Source organism: uncultured Haliea sp. (genome assembly GCF_963973825.1).
GTDB lineage: Bacteria > Pseudomonadota > Gammaproteobacteria > Pseudomonadales > Halieaceae > Haliea.
Genome location: NZ_CAXBAE010000021.1, coordinates 1 through 21753 on the forward strand (window position 1 = coordinate 1; position 21753 = coordinate 21753).

At 60.2% G+C, this 21753-nt stretch carries 21 protein-coding genes and 1 tRNA gene; 14 read left to right on the forward strand and 8 right to left on the reverse strand.

The features are described from left to right. Positions 1-159 precede the first annotated feature (159 nt). On the reverse strand, positions 160-573 hold the full coding sequence (locus tag AACZ17_RS16705; RefSeq protein ID WP_290746124.1) for a MaoC/PaaZ C-terminal domain-containing protein: 414 nt from the start codon (positions 571-573) through the stop codon (positions 160-162). Then, positions 570-1118 (reverse strand): MaoC family dehydratase N-terminal domain-containing protein, encoded by a 549-nt coding sequence (locus AACZ17_RS16710; protein ID WP_290746127.1) that lies wholly within the window; start codon positions 1116-1118, stop codon positions 570-572. The genes AACZ17_RS16705 and AACZ17_RS16710 overlap by 4 nt, the downstream gene beginning before the upstream one ends. Before the next feature lie 160 nt (positions 1119-1278). On the opposite strand from AACZ17_RS16710, the gene AACZ17_RS16715 reads away from it, so the two are divergent. Continuing rightward, the gene (locus AACZ17_RS16715; RefSeq protein WP_290746130.1) at positions 1279-1695 is read left to right on the forward strand and encodes a Zn-ribbon domain-containing OB-fold protein; all 417 of its coding nucleotides are present in this window, start codon (positions 1279-1281) and stop codon (positions 1693-1695) included. Then, positions 1692-2861, forward strand: coding sequence for a lipid-transfer protein (locus AACZ17_RS16720; protein WP_290746132.1), 1170 nt, complete (start codon positions 1692-1694; stop codon positions 2859-2861). Before AACZ17_RS16715 ends, AACZ17_RS16720 begins: the two co-directional genes overlap by 4 nt. Before the next feature lie 37 nt (positions 2862-2898). On the opposite strand, the gene AACZ17_RS16725 is transcribed toward AACZ17_RS16720, so the two are convergent. Beyond that, positions 2899-4236, reverse strand: a complete 1338-nt coding sequence (locus AACZ17_RS16725) for an MFS transporter (RefSeq protein WP_290746135.1) — start codon at positions 4234-4236, stop codon at positions 2899-2901. Continuing rightward, the gene (locus tag AACZ17_RS16730) at positions 4233-4682 is read right to left on the reverse strand and encodes a gamma-glutamylcyclotransferase family protein (RefSeq protein ID WP_290746138.1); all 450 of its coding nucleotides are present in this window, start codon (positions 4680-4682) and stop codon (positions 4233-4235) included. Before AACZ17_RS16730 ends, AACZ17_RS16725 begins: the two co-directional genes overlap by 4 nt. A gap of 177 nt (positions 4683-4859) precedes the next feature. Here AACZ17_RS16730 and AACZ17_RS16735 point away from each other — a divergent pair, with 177 nt between their 5' ends. The 5 genes from AACZ17_RS16735 (at position 4860) to AACZ17_RS16755 (ending at position 9331) form a co-directional block, all read left to right on the forward strand. Then, complete coding sequence (locus AACZ17_RS16735; RefSeq protein ID WP_290746141.1) at positions 4860-5267, forward strand: globin; 408 nt, start codon at positions 4860-4862, stop codon at positions 5265-5267. A gap of 78 nt (positions 5268-5345) precedes the next feature. Next, positions 5346-6266, forward strand: a complete 921-nt coding sequence (locus AACZ17_RS16740; RefSeq protein WP_290746144.1) for an NAD(P)-dependent oxidoreductase — start codon at positions 5346-5348, stop codon at positions 6264-6266. Between the two features lie 113 nt (positions 6267-6379). After that, a complete protein-coding gene (locus AACZ17_RS16745; RefSeq protein WP_290746147.1) occupies positions 6380-6895 on the forward strand; it encodes a uracil-DNA glycosylase family protein in 516 nt (171 codons plus the stop codon). Positions 6896-7147: 252 nt separating this feature from the next. After that, positions 7148-8407: a site-specific integrase gene (locus AACZ17_RS16750; protein WP_290746150.1), complete on the forward strand. Its 1260-nt coding sequence runs from the start codon at positions 7148-7150 to the stop codon at positions 8405-8407. Continuing rightward, positions 8408-9331 (forward strand): hypothetical protein, encoded by a 924-nt coding sequence (locus AACZ17_RS16755; RefSeq protein ID WP_290746153.1) that lies wholly within the window; start codon positions 8408-8410, stop codon positions 9329-9331. It abuts the gene before it with no gap. 104 nt (positions 9332-9435) lie between these two features. Here AACZ17_RS16755 and AACZ17_RS16760 read toward each other — a convergent pair whose 3' ends face one another. After that, positions 9436-10296 (reverse strand): Stf0 family sulfotransferase, encoded by an 861-nt coding sequence (locus tag AACZ17_RS16760; protein WP_290746155.1) that lies wholly within the window; start codon positions 10294-10296, stop codon positions 9436-9438. 641 nt (positions 10297-10937) lie between these two features. Here AACZ17_RS16760 and AACZ17_RS16765 point away from each other — a divergent pair. The 3 genes from AACZ17_RS16765 (at position 10938) to AACZ17_RS16775 (ending at position 15132) form a co-directional block, all read left to right on the forward strand. Beyond that, positions 10938-12758 (forward strand): DUF927 domain-containing protein, encoded by a 1821-nt coding sequence (locus tag AACZ17_RS16765; RefSeq protein WP_290746157.1) that lies wholly within the window; start codon positions 10938-10940, stop codon positions 12756-12758. Between the two features lie 1020 nt (positions 12759-13778). Beyond that, a complete protein-coding gene (locus tag AACZ17_RS16770; protein WP_290746160.1) occupies positions 13779-14411 on the forward strand; it encodes a hypothetical protein in 633 nt (210 codons plus the stop codon). 73 nt (positions 14412-14484) lie between these two features. Beyond that, positions 14485-15132 (forward strand): hypothetical protein, encoded by a 648-nt coding sequence (locus AACZ17_RS16775; protein ID WP_290746162.1) that lies wholly within the window; start codon positions 14485-14487, stop codon positions 15130-15132. Between the two features lie 110 nt (positions 15133-15242). On the opposite strand, the gene AACZ17_RS16780 is transcribed toward AACZ17_RS16775, so the two are convergent. The 3 genes from AACZ17_RS16780 to birA all read right to left on the reverse strand — a co-directional run bounded on the left by AACZ17_RS16780 (position 15243) and on the right by birA (position 17126). Next, a tRNA-Thr gene (locus tag AACZ17_RS16780) sits at positions 15243-15318 on the reverse strand. 84 nt (positions 15319-15402) lie between these two features. Next, the gene (locus AACZ17_RS16785; RefSeq protein ID WP_290746164.1) at positions 15403-16152 is read right to left on the reverse strand and encodes a type III pantothenate kinase; all 750 of its coding nucleotides are present in this window, start codon (positions 16150-16152) and stop codon (positions 15403-15405) included. After that, positions 16149-17126 (reverse strand): bifunctional biotin--[acetyl-CoA-carboxylase] ligase/biotin operon repressor BirA, encoded by a 978-nt coding sequence (gene birA / locus AACZ17_RS16790; RefSeq protein WP_290746168.1) that lies wholly within the window; start codon positions 17124-17126, stop codon positions 16149-16151. The genes AACZ17_RS16785 and birA overlap by 4 nt, the downstream gene beginning before the upstream one ends. Before the next feature lie 162 nt (positions 17127-17288). On the opposite strand from birA, the gene AACZ17_RS16795 reads away from it, so the two are divergent. The 4 genes from AACZ17_RS16795 to AACZ17_RS16810 all read left to right on the forward strand — a co-directional run bounded on the left by AACZ17_RS16795 (position 17289) and on the right by AACZ17_RS16810 (position 21173). Then, positions 17289-17813: a nuclear transport factor 2 family protein gene (locus AACZ17_RS16795; protein ID WP_290746171.1), complete on the forward strand. Its 525-nt coding sequence runs from the start codon at positions 17289-17291 to the stop codon at positions 17811-17813. A gap of 117 nt (positions 17814-17930) precedes the next feature. Next, a complete protein-coding gene (locus AACZ17_RS16800) occupies positions 17931-18311 on the forward strand; it encodes a MerR family DNA-binding transcriptional regulator (RefSeq protein WP_290746174.1) in 381 nt (126 codons plus the stop codon). Between the two features lie 72 nt (positions 18312-18383). Continuing rightward, complete coding sequence (locus tag AACZ17_RS16805; RefSeq protein ID WP_290746177.1) at positions 18384-19553, forward strand: isovaleryl-CoA dehydrogenase; 1170 nt, start codon at positions 18384-18386, stop codon at positions 19551-19553. Between the two features lie 12 nt (positions 19554-19565). Beyond that, positions 19566-21173 carry a carboxyl transferase domain-containing protein gene (locus tag AACZ17_RS16810; protein WP_290746180.1) on the forward strand — a complete coding sequence of 536 codons (1608 nt, stop codon included), beginning with the start codon at positions 19566-19568 and terminating at the stop codon, positions 21171-21173. The last annotated feature ends 580 nt before the right edge of the window (positions 21174-21753 follow it).

The following is a 21753-nucleotide window of genomic DNA, read 5'->3' on the forward strand; positions in this document are numbered from 1 at the left end:
AAGCTTTCGCGTCAGATTTACAGTCTGATCCCTTTGGCCACTCGGGAACCCCTCCGAAAGGCGGCATATTGTCCAGACGGCCCTATCCTTTGTCAACCGATAAATCAAACAAAATCATCCACCTGTCAGGCGGTGCCAAACGGGAACCCGAGTAGCTGCTCAGGCCGGTATGGCGATGGTCGCCAGGGCCTTCACATGCATGCCCCACTGGCTGTTCTGGCCCACGACCTCCACCTCGACGAGGCCGTCGGCGCAGGACTTCACCTCGCCGGTCATGGTCATGGTGGTGCCGGGGATATTGGGTGCCCCCAGGTGAATGGTCAGCTTGCGGAAAACAGCATCGCGGCCACACCAGTCGCGCAGGTAGGATTCGGTCAGCCCCTGGGTGGTCAGGATGTTCATGAACACATCCGGCATGCCACTGTCCTGAGCCACCGCCTTGTCGTGATGGACCTTCTGGAAATCACGTGTCGCGAGGGCGCCGCTCACGATCAATGACGTGGTAATGGCAATTTCACGTGGCGGCAGCGTGTCACCCACCCTGACCGTCCCCTGCTGGATTTGATGACTCATTGGGCAGCCTCCCCGCCGGCGGTATTGGGACGGTACTTGAGCACCTTGAAACTCTGGCGACCCAGCGGCTCCCCATCCTGGTTGGTAAACTCGGTGACCGTTTCGTAAAAGTAGCCTTCGCCGAGCCCGGTCTTTTTCCGCCCGGAAATGTTATCGATCACCGTCCGCGCATGAACGACTTCGCCCAGGCGCAACTCCCGATCGTATTCCTGCGTGGTGTTGGTCGCGACCACGCCCACATACCCATGCTCGTCAAACAGGTCAAACAGTTCGGTCTGCGGGTCCTGCTCACGCCCCTGGGCCGCGACCGCGTATCCGGCCTGACCCCAGGCGAACAACATCGTTGCCGGCGCGACCAGCTCGCCCCGCGAGCCCGCAGCCGCCTCGGCTTCGTCCAGGTGATCTGGATTGGTGTTGCCCATAACCTCGCACCAGTGGCGAATCATGGCTTTATTGACTGCGTCCTTGGCGGCGGACGCGCCGCACTCGCGGCCGACGAAGGCCTTTATCTTTTCTTCGAAGGCGGCAATATCTTCGTTACTCATGGCTCTGCTGGCTCCGGCTGGTGGCGGGCTTTGGCGCCCGCACGCTCGATCACTGTACTGCGCGAACAAGATAATTGAATTTATATTCAATTTCAATTATGTTTTACCGCGGTCAGACTTCGACCATCGACACTCACAGCAGAAAAACGGCGGTGTGCACATGGCGCAGAGTTTCAGAATGAAGCCCCCGATGGGGGAGGACAACGGCTGGTGGTGGCAGCAGGCTGCCGAGGGGCATCTTGCGATTCAGCGCTGCGCATCCTGCGGCACGCTGCGGCACCCCCCGAGGCCCATGTGTGGCGATTGCCATTCTCTGGACTGGGATCATGTCGCCTCTTCAGGCCGCGGGACGCTGGACAGCTTCACCATCCTCCACCACCCGCAATTTCCGGGCTTCGACTACCCGCTGATTATCATACTGGTGCAGCTGGAAGAGGGTACGCGCTTTACCTCGCAGCTGGTCAACTGCAGTCCGGAGTCGGTCGAGTTCGGTATGCCGGTGGAAATGGTGATGCATGAGGACCCGGACGGGTTCCGACTGCCCATGTTCCAGCCCGCACAAGGAGCCAGCGCATGAGCCACTTCCTGAAAGACAAGGCCGCCATCGCCGGTATCGGCCTCACCGGCTTCTCGAAAAAATCCGGCGTCTCGGAGCTGTCGCTCGCCGCCCAGGCCACACTCGCAGCCTGCGAGGATGCGGGCCTGCCGCCCTCGGAGATCGACGGTTTTGTCAGCTATACACTGGATTCCACCGACGAAATCGAGCTCGCCCGCACCGTCGGCGCCGGCGATCTGAAACTGTTTACCAAGGTGAACTACGGCGGCGGCGCCGCCGTGGGCACGATTTTGCACGCCGTGATGGCGGTGGCCAGCGGTGTGGCCGACAACGTGATCTGCTACCGGGCCATGAATGGCCGCTCCGGCCAGCGCATGGGCCAGGGCATTTCCGGGCAGATCGTCAGCTCGGATCTGGTCCACTGGTCCTGGTACATGCCCTACGGCATGCTCACGCCCGGCTCCTGGATCGCCATGGTCGCCAACAAGTACATGCACCACTACGGCGTGACCGCGGAGGACCTCGGACGGGTCGCCATATCCCAGCGCAATTACGCGCAGAGCAACCCGCGCTCCTTCTTCCACGGCAAGCCGCTGACCATGGAGGACTACCTGGCATCGAAGATGATCGCGGACCCGCTGCGGCTCTACGACTTCTGCCAGGAAACCGATGGTGGCTGCGCCATTCTGGTGACCAGCGCCGAGCGCGCCCGCGACCTGCAGCAGAAGCCGGCCATCATTCGCGGCGTGGTGCAGGCCTCCACCCGTGGCCAGGAGCAGATGACCAGCTACTACCGCGACGCGCTGGACTCCCTGCCCGAAATGGAGATGGCAGCGCAGCTGGTGTACGACCAGAGCGGCCTGGGGCCGGAGGATATCGACGCGGCCTGCCTGTATGACGCCTTCACCTCAGAGGTCATCATGCAGCTGGAAAGCTTTGGCTTCTGCGGCCGCGGCGAGGGCAAGGACATGGTGCGCGACGGCGCGCTGGACATTGACGGCCGCCTGCCCAACAACACCCACGGGGGCCTGCTGTCGGAGGCCTACATTCACGGTATGAACAATATTGCCGAAGGCGCACGCCTGGTGCGCGGCACCTCTACCAGCCAGCCCGAACAGGTGGAGCATGTGCTGGTGAGCAGTGGTGTGGGGGTGCCTACTGGCGCACTGATCCTCGGCCGCGACTGACTGTACAGCCCCCGCGCGCCGCCCGGCCCGCGGGGCCTCAGTGCTCCCAGGTATCCGCCACCGCAGCGCCGCGCGCCTCGTCAACGGGCAACACGGCCACCATCGCGACCAGAAACAGCAGCAGACAAAACACGATCGCATCGGCCAGCCCCAGCAACCACTGCACCAGGCCGAGGCCGAAGATACCGAATACGGCCGCCGCCTTGGTCGCCATCCCCCAGTAGCCAAAAAACTCGGCCGCCCTGGCGTGAGGTGTCAGCACACCTACCAGCGCCCGCGCCGCAGACTGCGAAGAACCCAGGCTCAGCCCGGAGAGCACGCCCGCGAACAGGAACACATGCTGGGCCTGCCAGGCCACCCCCAGTGCGGCCTGCGCCAGACGGGTCAGTGCGGGGGTCTGCCAGATTGCAAGGATGGCGAGCAGCCACAGCGCCAGCGTCAGCAGATAAACCCGACGCGCGCCCCAGCGGCTTTGCAGATGACCGAAGAACAGTGCGCCGAGGGCCGCCGTAATCTGTACCGTGATGAACATCATGACGCGCACGGACTCATCCCAGCCAATCACCTGGGCACCGTAAATGAACGAAAAGGCGATGATGATGTAGATGCCCGCCATGGCGAAGAACACCGATACCAGCAAGGTGCGCAGGTCGCGGAACTGCGCCAGCGCGCGCTGTGTCTCCAACACCCTGGATACGCCCATGCGCAGCAGTGCTGACGGGGCAAGCACCGGCCGCTGCACGCCCCGCTCCCGCAGCCAGATAAAAGTCGGTATGGCCGCCAGCAGGAAAAAGCCACCGGCGAAAGGCCCCACCCAGCGAATACGGTCGTAGTTCTCAAGCGATACATCACCCAACATAAGCAGGGTGAAGGCGGTGGCGACCAATCCGCCCACGTAGCCCAGACTCCAACCCAGGCCCGATATCCAGCCCAGTGCACTGCGCGGACCCAGGTCCGGCAGGAAACTGGTGATGAAGCCCTCTCCGATGGCGTAGGCAAAGTTCGACAGTACCAGCAGTAGCATGGCGGTCAGAATCCAGCCGGGTTCCACGAAGTACAGCAGGCCGGTGGCGACAACGGTGAGCAAATAGCTGGCAAACAGAAACCGCTTGCGGCTGCGCGAGTAGTCCATGATCGCGCCGCACAGGGGGCTGGCGACCACCACCAGCACATAGCTTGCCGCCAGCGCGACACTCCACAGCAGGTTACCCAACCGGTAGTCCGGCGCGTCGCCCACGATCACGCGGGTAAACAGATCGCCAAAGACCACCGTGATGATGAGCAACGTATAGCCCTGGTTGGCGAAATCGAACATCGCCCAGCCGAATATCTCACGACGGGGGGCCAGCGCGGCGGGACCGCGCGCGGAGGTCACACAGGCAACCGCCGGTAAACCCACACGGGCTCACCAGAATCCAGCGCCAGGCAGACACGCTCGTAGCGCACGCCGAGGCGCTCGTAGCGATCGAGACGCGCCAGCTCTTTCGGTGCGACGGAGAACACCTCTCCCGGCACCCGCCCGTCCGGCAATGGCTGAATATCAAGGCGCTGCTTGTCAAAGCCTGAGACTGCAGCAGGCGCGGTCGAAATGCGTCGCCCGACAATCAGCCAGCGCACCAGGGGGTTGCGCAGGGTGCCGTACACGAACACGCGCTGATCGCAGGGACCTTCGGGGGCCTCGTAGCCTTCGGGCATGACATAGCCCCAAGGGCCCAACAGCACCCACCACAGATACATGCCCGTGGCAGAGAGCACGCCCAGCGCCCCCGCCGCCATACGCCAGCGCCAGCCCGTGCGCGAAATCGTCAATTCCTGCTTCATACGTTCATCATACCGTTGCTGCCGGCCCAGTGCAGTAGCCGGCCTTCTGCGGTGACTCCGGCAGAGAGCGTGATTGTGGACTAGACTCACCCGGTAGAACCGCGGCGGTATGACCACCGCCGCAGGGTGTTCGCCATTCATTGCCACAACTCACCGCTGTTGGGGGGTGCGATGACCATGAAAGAGCCAACATCGAAGGAGCTTTTCCTGCACAGCGTCACGCGCTGCCTGACGCACGAGACTTTTATCCACGCTTTCTATCTGCGTCTGTTCGATGCCTCCGAGGAGATCAGGGCCAAATTCCGTTTCACCGACCTGGAGAAGCAGAACGCCATGCTGCGCCGCTCTCTGCTGTTATACGCCGAGGCGACAGCGGGTCGCACCGAAGCGCTGCGAGAAGTCAACGAGCGTGCCACAACACATGACCGGCATCATCTCGATATTCAGCCGCATCTGTATGCCGTGTGGATCGACACCATTGTCACAACAGCGCGCGACTTTGACCTACAATGGAATGACGATATCGAAGTCGCATGGCGGACCATACTGGGGCACGTCGTGCAGCAGATGATTCGGCGCTATTGACGGGGCGGCGGAACGGCGTAGCGCTTCCCGATTCGCCAATGCACCCGATTGCACGCTTGTTTTGCCACCGAGGCCGCCATGCTAGAGCACCAGAAAATCCTACTCACCGGCGCCGCCGGTCAGATCGCCTTTCCGCTGGGTCGTTATCTCGCCGCCAACAATGAGGTCTGGGGCGTCGCACGCTTCAGCGAGCCGGGCTCCCGGGAGCGCTGCGAGCAGGCGGGCATGATCACCCGCAGCATCGATCTCGCCAGCGGCGAGTTCGGTGATCTGCCAGAGGATTTCGACTACGTGCTGCATTTCGCGGTGTTCCAGCTTGGCGGTCAGGACTACAACCATGCACTGGAGGTGAACGCCGAGGGCACTGCGCTGCTGATGGCGCACTGTCGCAGCGCCAGGGCCTGTCTGGTCATGTCCACCTGTGCGGTGTACGCCCTGCACCCCGATCCGCGCCACGCGTTCCAGGAGGACGACCCGCTGGGGGACTCCAAACAGCCCTACTCACCCACCTACGCCATCTCCAAAATTGCCCAGGAGGCGGTTGCGCGCAGCTGCGCCCGGCTGTACCAACTGCCCACGACGATCGCGCGCATGAATGTGTCCTACTCGTCCAATGGCGGGCTGCCGGCTTATCACCTCGACGCCATCATGCGCAATGAGGAGATCGTGCTGCCCTCGGGTGGCGAGGCCTGGTATACCTGCATTCACCAGGATGACATCAATCAACAGGTGGCCCCGTTACTGGCCGCAGCAAGCGTTCCCGCCACCCTGGTCAACTGGAGCGGCGACGAGCCGGTGGACGTGCGCAGCTGGTGCGAGTACCTCGGGGAGCTTGCGGGGCGCACGCCGCGTTTCCGCGAGGACGACAGCCAGTCCATTCCCTCACGCGTGACAGATAACAGGCGCCGGCTGGAGATTATCGGCCCCTGCCGTATCGGCTGGCAGGACGGTTTTGCGGCCATGGCCCGGGAGCGCCACCCCGCACTGAAGCGCAGCTGACGCGCGTTGGCGCCGGGATGAGTGACTGCGCGATGAGTGGCTGCACAGAACTCCTTGCTGAAGTCAGGGACTGCCGTCTGTGCGAAGCGACGCTCCCCTTGGGTCCCCGACCTGTGCTGCAAGTGCACCCCGAAGCGCGCATCCTGATCGCCGGCCAGGCACCCGGGCGCAAGGTCCACGACACCGGCATCCCGTTCAACGACCCCAGCGGCACTCGGCTGCGGCAGTGGCTGGGCATCGATCACGACACATTCTACGACCCCCGGACGGTCGCGCTGGTACCCATGGGTTTTTGCTACCCCGGCACCGGAAAGCATGGCGATTTGCCGCCCCGACCGGAATGCGCGACAACCTGGCGCCGGCCCCTGCTGGAACAACTACCGAGGATGGAGCTGACCTTGGTACTGGGACAATACGCCCAGGCTTGGCACCTGGACGGCCCCCGAGCCGGGGTCACGGCTCGTGTGCGCGCCTGGCGGGCGCACTGGCCCAACATCGTACCGTTACCTCATCCCAGCCCGCGCAATAACCGCTGGCTCAGCCAGAACCCGTGGTTCGAGACCGAGTTGCTGCCCGCCCTTCAGGCGCGGGTTGCGAGCATTCTGCGCGGGAGTGAGCAACGTGAGTAATGATTCATTTTTCGGGAAATTGGAGCTGGCGAGAGGAATCGAACCCCCGACCGGCTGATTACAAAATAAAACCAGGCCCCATACCGGCTAATTCCTTAAGGTTCATAACTATTGATATTTCAGCATGTTAGGAATACCATTTCTTCCCGGTGCTACGCCAAAGTTCACGACTTTTCACCCCAAACGTAGCACCAGCGTAGCACCGACCAACCGGCTGACTACTACAGACCACTGGTTTCGAGGGGAGACTGCATGGCCCAGAACACTCTCAATTTCACCAAGGCGGCACTTGAGTCCCTACCCCCTGCTGACCCTGGCAAGCGCGTCGATTATCACGACAGCCGCATAAGCGGCCTGATCTTGCAGGTCACAGGCAACGGCAATAAAACGTTCTACTTCTATCGGCGCATCAACAAAAAACCCAAACGCTACCATCTGGGCAAATTCCCTGACCTGACCCTCGCGGAGGCGCGCCGACAGGCTGAAACCCTAAAGGGCCGGATTGCCAGCGGCGACAACGTGATGCGGGAACGCACTGACATCGAAGCGAGCGCCGTGACACTGGCCCAGGCATACGCCCAATTTGGTGCAGCGCGCAAATCACTGAAACCCAAGACCCGTTATCTCTATGACCGCTTCATGGCCGTCGCCTTTCTCGATTGGCAAAAACTACCCATCGCCGAACTCACCAAAAACATGGTCAGCCAACGTCATACAGACTTGACCGCAAACCACGGTCCCGCTTCCGCCGACGGCGCCATGCGCTTCCTGCGGTCGCTGTACAACTTCGCCTCCGCCGTCTACGAGGACGAGAAAGGCAATTCCCTACTGCCGGTCAACCCCGTGCAGCGGCTGTCACAGGCGCGCGCCTGGCACAAGCCCAAGCGGCGCACAACCTGGATCAGCCCGGATCAAATGCCCGCATGGTTTGAAGCGGTTGCAACCCTTCGCAGCGAGCCCACCGGGTCCACGGCCTCCGAAGTCGGCGACTATTTGCTAGTGGTCCTGCTAACCGGCTTGCGAAAATCAGAAGCGGCGAACCTTGACTGGAGCAACATCAACTTGGCTGACCGCACGCTGACCGTGCCGGATACCAAAAACGGACGCGACCATACACTGCCGTTATCGGACTATCTCTACGACCTATTGGCCCAGCGCAAGCGCATGTTGCTCCATACCCGATATGTGTTCCCCAACCGGGGGCGCAATGGACCGCTGGTAGAGCCACGCAACCCCATGCGGCGAGTGACCGAGCAATCCGGGGTAGAATTCACGCTGCACGATTTGCGCCGAACCTTCACCACAATCGCGGAGCGCCTGGATATCCCCCACTACGCCCTTAAGCGCCTAATTAACCACGCGCAGGTCGATGATGTGACGGCTGGCTATGTGATGGGCGACATCGAGAGACTGCGCAAGCCCATGCAACAAATCACTGACTTCATGCTGAGTGCCGGAGCTGTGCGCGCAAAGGCCGAAATCATCCACCTAACCAAGACCGAGCAAGGATAAATGACTGACATATCGGTATTCAGCAACGTACTGAAGGATGTAGATGTAGATGCAGACGTGGGTGAGCATTTGCTACCGCTAAACACTTTTGCGCTATTCGACCCGCTCACCGGGCCTGCCCCCAGAGCCTTCGCCTCGCAGCTCGAAAACGTCGCAATGCGTGCCCGCGCACTCATTCCAGGATGGAATACCGACCAAGTGATGGATGCAGCGGACTACCTGGCATTTCTGCTCAGTTCGACCCCTGCCACCGGGGTCCTAGCGGGCGATGAACCTGCCCAGCAATTGCCCCTGGAGGCGAGGGAATCGGCGATTGCCCAAGCAGCGGCTACTTGGGCCAAGTACGACAGTGTTGAGGGGGATACCGATGCGAGCCATCCGCTAAACCCGCCATACTGGCCCAGTATTTTTGCGTGCTATGCCCTCGCACATATCGGCCTGGCGCACCGCTGTTGCGCCTATGCCCAGCCGACGCCTTCGGCCGCGCCAGATAACACAGTCAAAGAGCGGTTTATTGTCGCCAGCGACCCGTCGTTGGGCGCGTGGCCGCTACATGGAGCAGATGACCTGTCACGAGAAACGGTGGCTCAAGTTGCAGTGCATGCATTTGCTGCCTTGGAGGCCATTTGTTGCGCTGAAGCACTAGTGAGTAGTGAACGCAAGATTACATGCGATAAAAAGAAGCACGCCCTACGCGCCGTTTCCGCAAAGCACGCGAAAACCAATGCACTGAAAAAAAAAGTGAGGGCGCTCTATAGGGAAGATCCGGACTTCGCCGAGAGCAAGACGCCAATGTTGAGCAATCAGCGCGTTGCGGACATCATTTACGGTCACAGGCTGTCGGACGAAGAACGCCGAGTATTTACCGGGAAAAACCCCAGCGGCACTATTGCCAAGTGGATCGCGGAGTTTCGCCAGGAGTGAGCAGACGCAATCGCTACTAGCTGCACTGATAGGGTGGGGCTGTGAAATATTTGCGGTTCACCCTTGCGATGAGGGGACTGCTTGCTGCATGGTAGCTACTGTACTTACAACTCAATGAGAGACCTAATTTCCTGATCCAAGCGCGACCTATCGAGATCACGCTTAAACCTCTCCATAAACTCGCGGTTCCGAGAGCCAGCCTGCTTATTCCGCCGCAATTGACCTAAATCCACCTCCACATCCTTGAAACCAAGGCTCTCTGCTAACGCGACCGTATTTTCTGGCGGACTAATGAGGAAGTCCTCATAGAAGATTTCAACCGGATCAATGCCCATATAATCGCAAAAAATGTCTATTTTTTGATTACTCTCAATCACGCTGAGAACTTGAGTTTTAATATCGCTATAGCTGTATTCGGGGTCAACCGCGCTGCCGTCATGAAAACTTGCCCACTGACCAGTCTGGGCAGCTATCGAGTGTGAGACTGCTTGGGCCAGAACATCACGCCGCTTCGCCACCAACCAGTATACATGACCGTAACAAGCAGTTATGGCTCCGCTTTTGATCAGCATGAGCGCCTGATCGGCAGAAGCTTTCATGCCAAACATCGTGTTTGGCTCGTGAACATGCGTCATGAGCCACTCGAGATAGCTATAAAATGACTCGATACCGTGGGCTTCGGAACGGGAGACGACCAACGGATGATTTAAAGGCTCCCCCATGCCGCTAAACTTGCCCGTGGCCCTCATATAATCGCAGATCAAAGAAGACCCAGAGCGGTTGCTGAACAACATAACACAGACTTCCTTGGCCAAAGTCTGCACAGATTCCGGCACTTCCAGCGAGCCATAAAGCTTCAAGATTTCCTGCTCATGCTCGCCAGGCCCGATGGTCTCAATTCCACCCTGCGAGGGCCCCACCCAAACGTTGAGGCCATTGCCAGCTTTTAAGCTCGATTTAATCATGCGCGATCCTAACTAACGGCATTTGAGTCATTATACGAAAACGCGCAAGCCCGTAAAACCAAAGATCACACTGCATACGACATCCTCCAGCATAGCCGCTCAGCTCCACCTGCGTCAGTCAGCGTAGAAGCACCGAACAAGGTGGCAGCATGCTATCTACTTCATCGCTTCGACCTGACACGCGACAGCGAACCCTCGCTCGCCGCACTCGCCAAGAGCTTTTTGGCAAGCTGTGGCTATGAAATATTGGCGGAGCGAACTTAGAAGCTTCGGCGGGGTTTAGCCTCAAAGACCGAATGAGCCATCTGCTTGTGCGCGTAAAAGTCCGCTTTTGCACGCAGAAGCAACCCCTTTTCTTGCCTTAAATCACCCGCTCCCCTGAAATTGTAGGCGTCACGAAAATTAATCAATCAGGAGCTACATTCATGTCTCATACGTCAAATGCACTGACCAGGCTGCTTACGCCTGAACAAGTCGCGGAAACCCTCGGGGTAACACCACACACTCTCGCCGTATGGCGATCTGAAGGTCGCTACGAGCTGCCGTATATCAAAACTGGCCGCCTTGTGCGCTATCTCGTAGAGGACGTTCAGGCGTTCATTCAGGCGCGTCGGCGCACCGCCCCGGATGAGTAACTCACCATGAAATCAAACATACAACCCATTACCGCAGGTAGTGCAATGGCTTCCACACCACAGTCAAAAAGTAATGCGCCGCTGCACAACCACTTAATCCCCGAAGGGCTCGCAGTCCCGGAGAGCTTCCTGCTTTCAGACGAAGGGGTCTATAAGATCGCGCCACAAGGGCAAATCCGGCTTGTCAGCGGCCCTGTCTGGGTTATCGCGAAAACCCGAGAGGTCTCTGGTAACGGCTGGGGCATCCATGTGCAATGGATTGACCAGGATGGGGTGCGGCGTGAGCGCGCATTCCCAACCCGGCAGCTGCACGAGCGCGGCCAATCCGCAATAGTCGTCCATTTAGCCGATGAAGGACTGCGCGTGATACCCGGCCAAGAGAGCCCTCTATTAAGCTATCTGGGGAGTTTTGAAACTAACCACCGGATTGCATCAACCGCGCAAACCGGCTGGCTAATGGCGCCCGATCTCGCGCTCAGCTACGTACTGCCCCATACAGTCATTAACAGTGATGAGACCCTCCCCGTAGCATTCCAGCCAGAGCGGTTCAGCCCCAGCGCAGACAGCCTCCATGCCAAGGGCTCACTGAAACAGTGGCGGGCGCAGGTCGGTCACTACTGTGCTGGAAGCCCCATACTCCAATTAGGCGTCTGCCTGGCCCTGACGCCACCTCTACTGCGATTTGCAGAAATGGACAGTTTCGGGGTTCACCTGTACGGGGCCAGCAGCCAGGGAAAGACGACCGCGCTACAAATTGCCAGCAGCGTCTGGGGTAATGGCGCCGACCCAGCTGCATCCGCTCATTCCAGCATTCAACGCTGGAATACCACCGCCAACGCCCTCGAAGGGCTCGCAGCGGCTCACAACGACGGCCTAATGGCATTGGATGAAATGGGAACGTATACCGGCTCAGACTTCGGGGCGTTGGTTTACAACCTTATGGGCGGGCAAGGCAAGGCGCGCATGAATGACCATGCCGGGATGAGGAGCATGCGTACCTGGCGGCTTATCGCTCTTTCAACCGGGGAAATTTCAATAAAGGCCAAGGTGGAGGAATACGGCGCCACGGTTAAGGCAGGACAAATAAATCGTTTCCTCGACATTCCGGTGTCAGGCCGCATCATTCAGCCAAGCCACGGCATGCCACCAGCCAAGCTGGCCGACCTGCTCAAAGAGGCCGCAGGGCGCTGCTATGGAACGCTAGGCCCCGCCTTCGTGGAAAAGCTGATTCACTCAGCGCCGGACGCCTCCGCGCTGCAACAGCGCGTCAAGCACCTCATGGCCGACTACACCGCCCAACTTCATGGAACGGTGCAATTGGAACCCCATCAAGTCCGAGGGCTCAGGCGCTTTGGCCTGATCTGCACTGCAGCCCATCTCGCAAACGAATTCGAGCTTCTGCCCTGGACGCTGACGGACAGCGTCAACGCGATCACGGAAGCGGCCCATACCTGGCTCGCAGAGAACGTCAGCGATGCAATACGCGGCATACTCGCCGTGCGTAACTTTATCCTCCAATTTCAGGAAAGCAAGTTCCGGACTACCCACGAATTGCGGTCTGCAAAATCGCAGACACATCATGATATTGCCGGATATTTCTTACCCGACAAGTCGATCTACGCGTTCACGCCGGACGGGTTCAAGCGCGCTTGCGGCGGACTCGACCCCAAGTCTGTCGCTGCGGCCCTCGATCAGCATGGTCTTCTTTTCAAAAACGAATCCGGCAGGCGCATGAGCAAATTGACGATCCCAGGCGCCTCCAACCGCCTACGAGTATATGCGGTTGAGTCAGATATACTCGACGCGGACATGGTTGGCGGCGAATAGCGCCGGGACAGCGGGGCATATGGGGCGCAGCCTGCCGATATAAGGCTCCCCCTAAAGCACACCAGATCAAACGAAAGGGGCAGGCGGGGACAACTGTCCCAGTGCGCCCCGCGCCCGATACAAGACCACTACTTTCCAAAGCCTACCTGTATGGCGCGCTGCCCCGACAGCCCCGCTGTCCCAGCCGCACGCCTGCGACAAAATCAGGATGAGTAATCCCCATATGGGGAATGCACCACGGTTAACCCGATTCAAGACCAATGGAGATCCAGCGCAAACCACTTGTAGCTCACTTTTGAACATCCCTAAATTCACCAATGTGCACCCATGTCATGGCTCAATTTCGGACCGCTGCCGACAATAGACCGAAAGCAAACTAATGCGACCAAAGGTGAACCCTATGCTCTACCCAGACCAAATTTGCGAAGCGCGACATACACTTTCACTCTCCCAGCACGAGCTAGCACGGCGCGCCTGCGTGTCACGTACTGCATTGAATCAGTTTGAACGGGGGAACTACCTTGCGGGGCCAAACTTCAGCCGGAAGTTGCGCGATTACTTTGAGGCGGAGGGCATTCATCTCGAAGCATTAAGCAAACTGCAATCAAGGCCATCGGGGCACCAGAGCCCGCCAGCTTGCGATGCGCAAAAGGCGCGCACGGTGGCACCAAGTGACTGGAACCGCCCTGAGAGCGCCGAACAGCGCGTGCCTGGCCCGTTTGAGATACTGATAGGCGTGGGCCTCAGTCTACTGCTCGGCCGCCGAATGGGCTCATAGCGAGTCTGGCGCGCCACACCCAGCGAGTAGCGGACCCGAAGACCGGGATTGGTGAAAAGCGTTAATCCAGAGACAGCCGTCTACCTTGGCTGGATTGCGGGGTGCGAGGTGCGAACGGCAACTGCTTGAATAGGCGAGACAGAAGTTCATCGCTGGAATACTGCATGCTGGATTTAAGCGACACAGTGTTATACGTTCATTCTCGTATTGTCAGCTGTTAGAGCTCACAACAGGGGAACGACATGCCCGGTAAGTACAAGATCAAGATCGACGAGAGTTGGAGTCTTGAAGACCTGTATGTCTTTTCAAGAACCTATGAGCAAGTGTACTTCATGCTCTACTCGATTCATCCGGATTCCGGAGAAGATAACTCGGAGAGAATTCAGCAGGCTTATAAAGCTTTCCCGTGGAAGGGTGGCTACAGCGCCGTTAACTTCTACAATCAACTCAAGTACGTCGTACCACCCAAAAAACGCCCTCAAATTAACCAGATTAGATACGCGTCACCAGGATTTATCGAGCTGATACTTCTTCTGTATGTGGCTCGCTACCTCGCCAAGACCGTAAAGCGCATTGCATCCTCAGTCAGAGAGTGCAACTCCGTTTACAACCAAATTGTGAGCGACATGCAAAAGCGAAAACTTTTGCGAATTGACGTTAAACGGAAGCAACTACTGCTAGAAAGTGAAGAAATGGCTGCTGTAGAGCACCATGCTGATATTGCGGCTCGCCTTCTTGGCTTTCCCAACCATCAGAGCATCACCGAGCGGACAGGCAATCCGTACGTAACCCTCAAGATCCTACTTTCGTTATATCGCCGAGTTCGCACGCTGGCAGAATTTAAAAATAAAGGTAAGGCTGACCTCAAGGAGTGAACTCTAGTAATTTATTCACGCCGAACTTCCTTCGCAAGTCCGCCTAATTCGGACGCTGGCCACGGTCACAAACATGCAATGTATCGAATTAATACAACAGATCTCCGCTCTCATCGGGATATGGTTAGCGATTTATGGCATCAACTCATGGCGGAGGGAGCACGTTGGAAAACGTCAGCTCGAACTGGCTGAAGATACTCTAGCGCAATTCTACGAAGCAGCTGATGCCATCAAGCACATTAGACATCCTGCAAGTACCAGTGAAGAAACTGATACTGTTAAACGTGGTGAGGGTGAATCAAATACTCAATTTCAGGCTAGGAAAAATGCATCGGTAGTTTTTTATAGGTACAACCAATACCAAGAGCTGTTCAACAAAATTCATGCATCCAGATATCGCTTTATGGCCCAAATAGGCAAAGCAAAATCAAAACCTTTTGACGACCTGCGAGAAATAGTGAACGAGATCGAGGTAGCCGCCCGAACCTTGGCGAGGCTTTGGGCGCGAGATCATTTTCGGACCGATGAGCAATGGGAAAAGCACCGGGCGCAGGTTGAGAAATACGAAGCTGTTTTCTGGGAAGGGATTGCAGGAGACGACACGATAAACCCACAAATGAAGCGCGTGATAGAAGAAATTGAAGCAACGTGTAGCGAAATCATAGCCGGGCGCGCGAAACCACACGGTTTCCTCAACCTCAAACTCGGTGGTCGCAACTAACAAGGTATGGCGGAGTGCAGCGAAGCGTAGCACCAGCGTAGCACCAGTTAAAATCCACGCCGCAGTGGACGAATAATTTTTCTTTAACTATTTGAATTTAAAGAAAAAAATGGAGCTGGCGAGAGGAATCGAACCCCCGACCGGCTGATTACAAATCAGCTGCTCTACCTACTGAGCTACGCCAGCTAAGCGTTGGGGCGTGCACCCCGGAAAGGCCGCCGATTCTAGACAATGCGCCGGGACCACGCAAGCCCAATGCGCCGCAGCGTGCTATTCCGCGCGGCGCATACTCGCCAGTACTTCCAGCCCTTCGAACACCAGATCGGGGCGCAGCGTTCCCACACCACCCAGCAGAGCCTGCAGAGTAGGCGCTGCACCGCCACAGAAAAAGAGTTCGGGGGCCGGGTCAGCCGCCTCGCGCAGCGCCAGCAGCACCGCACCGGCCTGGGCAAGCGCAATACCATGGCGCACCGCCTCGGCTGTGGACTGCCCCGGCGGCAGGGCGTAGACGGGCTGTTCGGCAAACCGCACGCGGTCGGTGTCCAGCAGCAGGGCACGCTCCATCAGCGCGGCCCCGGGGATAATGTAACCGCCCTCGTGGCGACCGTCCGCGGCGACCAGGTCAATGGTCAGCGCTGACCCGGCATCTACGACCACGAACCGCTCCGCGCACTGTTGACGGGTACCCAACATTGCCAACCAGCGGTCCACCCCCATGCGCAGGGGCTGGGCATAGCTGTTCTGCAGGTCACCACTGCGCGCTTCGCTGCGGGCAAACCAAATTGCCGCGCTCGGCCAGCGCTGTTCCAGCAGGCGTCGCACGGCATCTTCCGTCGCCTCGCTGGAGACGCTGGCGATCCAGATCTGCGCAGGTTGCGCCGGCTGCTCCAGCAAAGCGTCAAGCGTTTGCGGGGCATCGTGGCGAAACTGGCCCCGTGCAATCACCTGCGCGCCCCGCAGGAGCCGCCATTTGGCGCTGCTGTTACCCATATCCAGCTGCAGGCAATGCAGCGCGCTCATGGGGCCGCCCGCAGGGAGATTTCCCCCCCATAAACAGATTGCAGCCCCAGCGTAGTTTCCAGCTGCAGGGCACCCCGTGCGTCGACACCGCGCGCCACGCCGGCCTGGCGCTGCTCGCCACTGTGCAAGACCACGGGCTTGTCCGCGAAGGCGTCCAGCGTCATCCATGAATCACGCCAGGGCGTGAACCCGGTATCACCGAAGGTGGACGCCAGTGGCAGCAGTTCGTTGAGCAGCGCGGCCAGCAGGGCATTGCGCCCAGGAGGCTTGCCCCCACTGAGGTGGGTCAGGTCAGTCCAGGCCTGGTCGATTCCTTCGGCGGCAGCGGCGGGCATGGCCACATTGATCCCCACTCCCACCACCACCTGGCAGCGCCCAGCGGCATCGCCCGCCATTTCCAGCAGGACGCCGCCGAGTTTCGCGCCGTTCGCGAGCAGGTCGTTGGGCCACTTCAACTGCAGCCCCGGAACACCCAGCCCGTTCAGGGCGCGTACCACAGCGACACCTACCGCCAGGCTCAGCCCCTCCAGCGCCGCTGCACCCTGGTGGTACTCCCAGGAAAACGACAGGTAAATGTTGCGCGCGTAGGGGCTTACCCACTCCCGCCCCCGGCGACCACGGCCGGCAGTCTGCTGCTCCGCACTGCAGGCCTGCCCCGGCCCGCAGCCCGCCGCGATGCCCCGCAGCATTTCGGCATTCGTGGAATCCACCGTCTCCAACAACTGTAGCCCCCCCAGCAGATTGCGGGCGGACGCCGTCAGCCCGGCCCGCACCTGGCGCTCGTCCAGCAACTCGACGCCGCCCGGGATGCGGTAGCCGCGACCCTTGACCGATTCCACCTGCAGCCCCAGCGACTGCAGGCGATTGAGCTGCTTCCAGATCGCGGTTCGGCTCACGCCCAGCGCATCGGCCAGCGCCTGGCCAGAGTGAAACTCGCCGTCCGCGAGCAGGGGCACAAGGGTGGTATTGGGCATCGGCGGGCAATCAGTCAGCAAAACATGCGGCGAATCATAGCAAACCCGGCGCCGGTTCAACTCACTAAACAGCGCGATTGGCCCTGCGCAGGAAATCCAGCCAGAGTACTTTGACGCAGCGCGCGTTTGCCGGTCGAACGGGCGCCCACCAGGAGAGCCGCCATGCCACACCTCGACGATGCCACGCTCCGGGCCGCCGCCGACAGGCTGATTCGCGCCCATGAACAGGCGTCCCACGACAACGAATGGACATTTTTCGTGGACCAGATTTACGCCCGCGACTGCGTGTACACCTGCGAGTATGCCGGTGTCATGGAGGTCACCGCCAGAGGCGTTGCAGAAATCAAGGCCACGCACTACGGCCGCGACATGCAGGTGGGCTGGGAAGGCTGGACCTTTCCCTACCTCGGCGTCTATACCGGCGGCAACAACCGACTTATCACCCACTGGATGAACCGCGGCCCGGGCCGACGCAGCGACGGCGGCTATTACGAAACGCCCGGGGTGTCCTTCATCACCCTGGATGCCGACGCCAGGATCATTCGCCAGTTCGACCTGTTTGATCTCGCCCACCAGATGCGCCTCTGTGATGAACTGGATGCCGCGGGCCTGCTGTCACCCGAATTGAAGGAAAACTGGGTAGGGCCCATGAAAGCCCGCCTGCAGGCACAGCTGGCCGCTTCCTGAGTCAGGCAGCAACCGGATTGCTCAGGCAGCAGACGTCGTGGCCCTGCTCGCCGCAATTTAGTTTACGTTAACGTAAACGTAGGCTATATTTCCACCACTACCCCATAGGCAGGTGCCGTGACAGATCGCAGCTACAGCATCTCGGAGTTGGCGACGGAGTTCGGTGTGACCACCCGGACGATACGCTTTTACGAGGAAAAAGGGCTCATACACCCGCGGCGGGTCGGGCAGAAGCGTCTGTACAGCCCCAGCGACAGGGTGCGTATCAAGCTGATCCTGCGCGGCAAGCGCATCGGCATGAGCCTGCAGGAAAGCGTGGAAGTGATCGATCTGTACGACCCCGCCCATAATAACCGCAGCCAGCTACACTCATTGATACGCACGGTGCAGGAGAAGCGTGAGCGATTGCTGCGCCAGAAGCGGGACATCGAAGACATGCTCGCGGGCCTGGATGAAGTACAGACCCTGTGTGAACAGGGGCTGAAAGATGCCGACTGAAAACCGACAGCAGCGCAGTAACCAGGCGGCCCGCGGGCCACACAATGACCACGAACAAAGGCAGGATCGACCATGAATACCGGCTACCCCACGCTTAACTTTGGCCTCGGCGAGGAGCTGGACATGCTCCGCGACGCCGTCTACCAGATGTGCCAGAAGGAGATCGCACCGCGCGCCGCGCAAATCGACCGCGATAACGCTTTCCCCATGGACCTGTGGCGCAAGTTTGGTGACATGGGACTGCTCGGGATCACCGTTGAAGAGCAGTACGGGGGCTCCAACATGGGCTATCTCGCACACAGCATCGTGATGGAGGAGATCAGCCGGGCGTCCGCGTCGGTAGGGCTGTCCTACGGCGCCATGTCCAACCTGTGCCTGAACCAGATCCAGAAGAACGGCAGCGAAGCGCAGAAACAGCAGTATCTGCCGAAGCTCTGCAGCGGAGAGCACGTGGGGGCGCTCGCCATGTCCGAGCCCAACGCCGGCTCGGATGTGGTCAGCATGAAGCTGCAGGCGCGCAAGGAGGGCGAAACCTACTACCTGAACGGCAGCAAAATGTGGATTACCAATGGCCCGGACGCGGACGTCTACGTGATCTACGCCAAAACCGACCCCCAGGCCGGCTCCAAAGGCATCACCGCCTTTCTCGTGGAGCGGGATTTCCCCGGCTTTTCGCGCTCGCCCAAGCTGGACAAGCTGGGCATGCGCGGCTCCAACACCTGTGAGCTGGTCTTTGACAACACACCGGTCCCCGCCGCAAACATTCTGCGCGGCGAGGGCCAGGGTGTAAAAGTATTGATGTCGGGCCTCGACTACGAGCGCACCGTGCTTTCGGGCGGGCCGGTCGGCATCATGCAGGCCTGCCTCGACGAAGTTGTGCCATATCTCCATACACGGGAACAGTTTGGCCAGAGCATCGGCCAGTTCCAGCTCATGCAGGGCAAGCTGGCGGACATGTACGCGGACCTCTCCGCCTGCCGGGCCTACCTGTATGCCGTGGCTGCGGCCTGCGACCGTGGCGAGGAAACCCGCAAGGACTGCGCCGCCGTCATCCTCTACACCGCAGAAAAGGCGACACAGATGGCCCTGCAGGCCATTCAGGCGCTGGGCGGCTATGGCTATACCAACGATGCCAACGCCGGCCGCCTGCTGCGCGATGCCAAACTGTACGAAATTGGCGCCGGCACCTCGGAGATCCGCCGTATGCTGATCGGTCGTGAACTGTTCAACGAAACCGCCTGACGGAGTACCGCCATGACCGTGCTGCAATCCCGGCTGAACCCGCGCGACGAAGCCTTCCAGGCCAACCGCGACCACATGCAGGCCCAGGTGGATGACCTGCGCGACAAAGTCGCTGCACTGCGCGAGGGTGGCGGTAAAAAGGCGCAGGAACGCCACCTCGAACGCGGCAAACTGCTGCCCCGGCAACGCCTGCAGGCACTGCTGGACCCGGGATCACCGTTCCTCGAGTTGTCACAACTGGCGGCCCTGGATGTCTACGATGACCCCGTACCCGGCGCGGGCATCATCACCGGCATCGGCCGGGTGGCCGGCCAGGAGTGCATGATCTTTGTGAACGACGCCACTGTGAAAGGCGGCACCTACTACCCCATGACCGTAAAGAAGCAGGGCCGCGCGCAGACCATTGCCGAAGAGAACCACCTGCCCTGCCTGTACCTCGTGGACTCCGGCGGCGCCTTCCTGCCTCTGCAGGACGAAGTGTTTCCCGACCGGGAGCACTTCGGTCATGCGTTTTACAATCAGGCGCGCATGTCCGCGAAGGGCATCCCGCAGATCGCCGCCGTGCTCGGTTCCTGCACCGCCGGCGGCGCCTACCTGCCGGCAATGGCCGACGAGTCAATCATCGTCAAGAACCAGGGCACCATCTTCCTCGGCGGCCCACCGCTGGTGAAGGCGGCGACCGGCGAGGTGGTGACTGCTGAGGAACTGGGCGGCGCCGATGTGCACTGCCGCACCTCTGGCGTCACCGACCATTACGCCAATAACGACCACCATGCACTGGAACTGATGCGCCGAGCCGTGGCACGCCTGAACCGCGTCAAACCCGTGCAACTGGACATCCGTGAGCCGCAGGACCCGCTCTACGACACCCGCGAGGTCTACGGCGTGATACCCGCTGACAGCCGGCAGCCCTACGATGTGCGCGAGATCATCATGCGCATTGTCGATGGCTCGGCGTTCGATGAATTCAAGGCGCTGTACGGTGAAAGCCTGGTCTGCGGCTTCGCCCGCATTCACGGCTACCCGGTTGGCATCGTGGCCAACAATGGCATTCTGTTTGGCGAATCCGCGGTGAAGGGAGCACACTTTGTGGAACTCTGCGCCCAGCGCAAAACCCCTCTGGTGTTCCTGCAGAACATCACCGGCTTTATGGTCGGCAAACAGTACGAGGCCGGTGGTATCGCGCGCCATGGCGCCAAGATGGTACACGCCGTGGCCTGTGCCAATGTGCCCAAATTCACCGTCATGATCGGTGGCTCCTTCGGCGCCGGCAACTACGCCATGTGCGGTCGTGCCTACGAGCCGCGCTTCCTCTTCATGTGGCCCAATGCGCGCATCTCCGTCATGGGTGGCGAGCAGGCGGCAGGGGTGTTGGCGACGGTAAAGCAGGACCAGCTGGCCCGCGATGGCAAGGCGATGACGGCGGAAGAGGAGCGCGCCTTCAAGCAGCCGATCCTGGACTTGTATGAAAAGCAGGGGCACCCCTACTACGCCTCCGCGCGGTTGTGGGACGATGGGGTAATTGATCCCGCAGACACGCGGACGGTGTTGGGTTTGGCGATTTCCGCGGCGCTGAATGCGCCGGTAGAGGAGACGCGGTTTGGGGTGTTCCGGATGTGAGCGAAGCGTTGGACGCCAGTGTGGTTGGGAGCTGCCTTGCGGACGGGCGCGTGGGCGCTTCGTTTACGCGCGGGTGCGTGGGGGCTCCGTTTGCGGGCGGGTGCGTGGGGGCTTCGTTTGCGAGCGGACGCGTGGGGGCTTCGTTTGCGGGCGGACGCGTGGGGGCTTCGTTTGCGGGCGGGGCGACGGGGAGGCGCTGGCCGGAAACGCTACGAGCACATCCATGTGCGCTCGATGGCGGCCGTCCATGGCCGCCAACGTTCCGGCCAGCGCCTCCCCGCCGCCCCGCCCTGAAAGAGGCAGTGAATCCCAGCTTGTGGTGCGCCGCTTACCGGACGAGAAAATCCCCGACCTGCTGCTCGACTGCCTACAACGTGCGGCAGTCGAGGCAGTGTGGGGGTGGGGCCGGCGCTGCGGGACCGTCGGCGGCCATGGATGGCCGCCGCCGAGCCTACATGGACGTACTTGCGGCGTGTCCCCCCAGCGCCCGCACCGCCCCCACCGGCACCACTCCAAAGCCAAAATCCGGAAGCCCGGAAGCCCGGAAGCCCGGAAGCCCGGAAGCCCGGAAGCCCGGAAG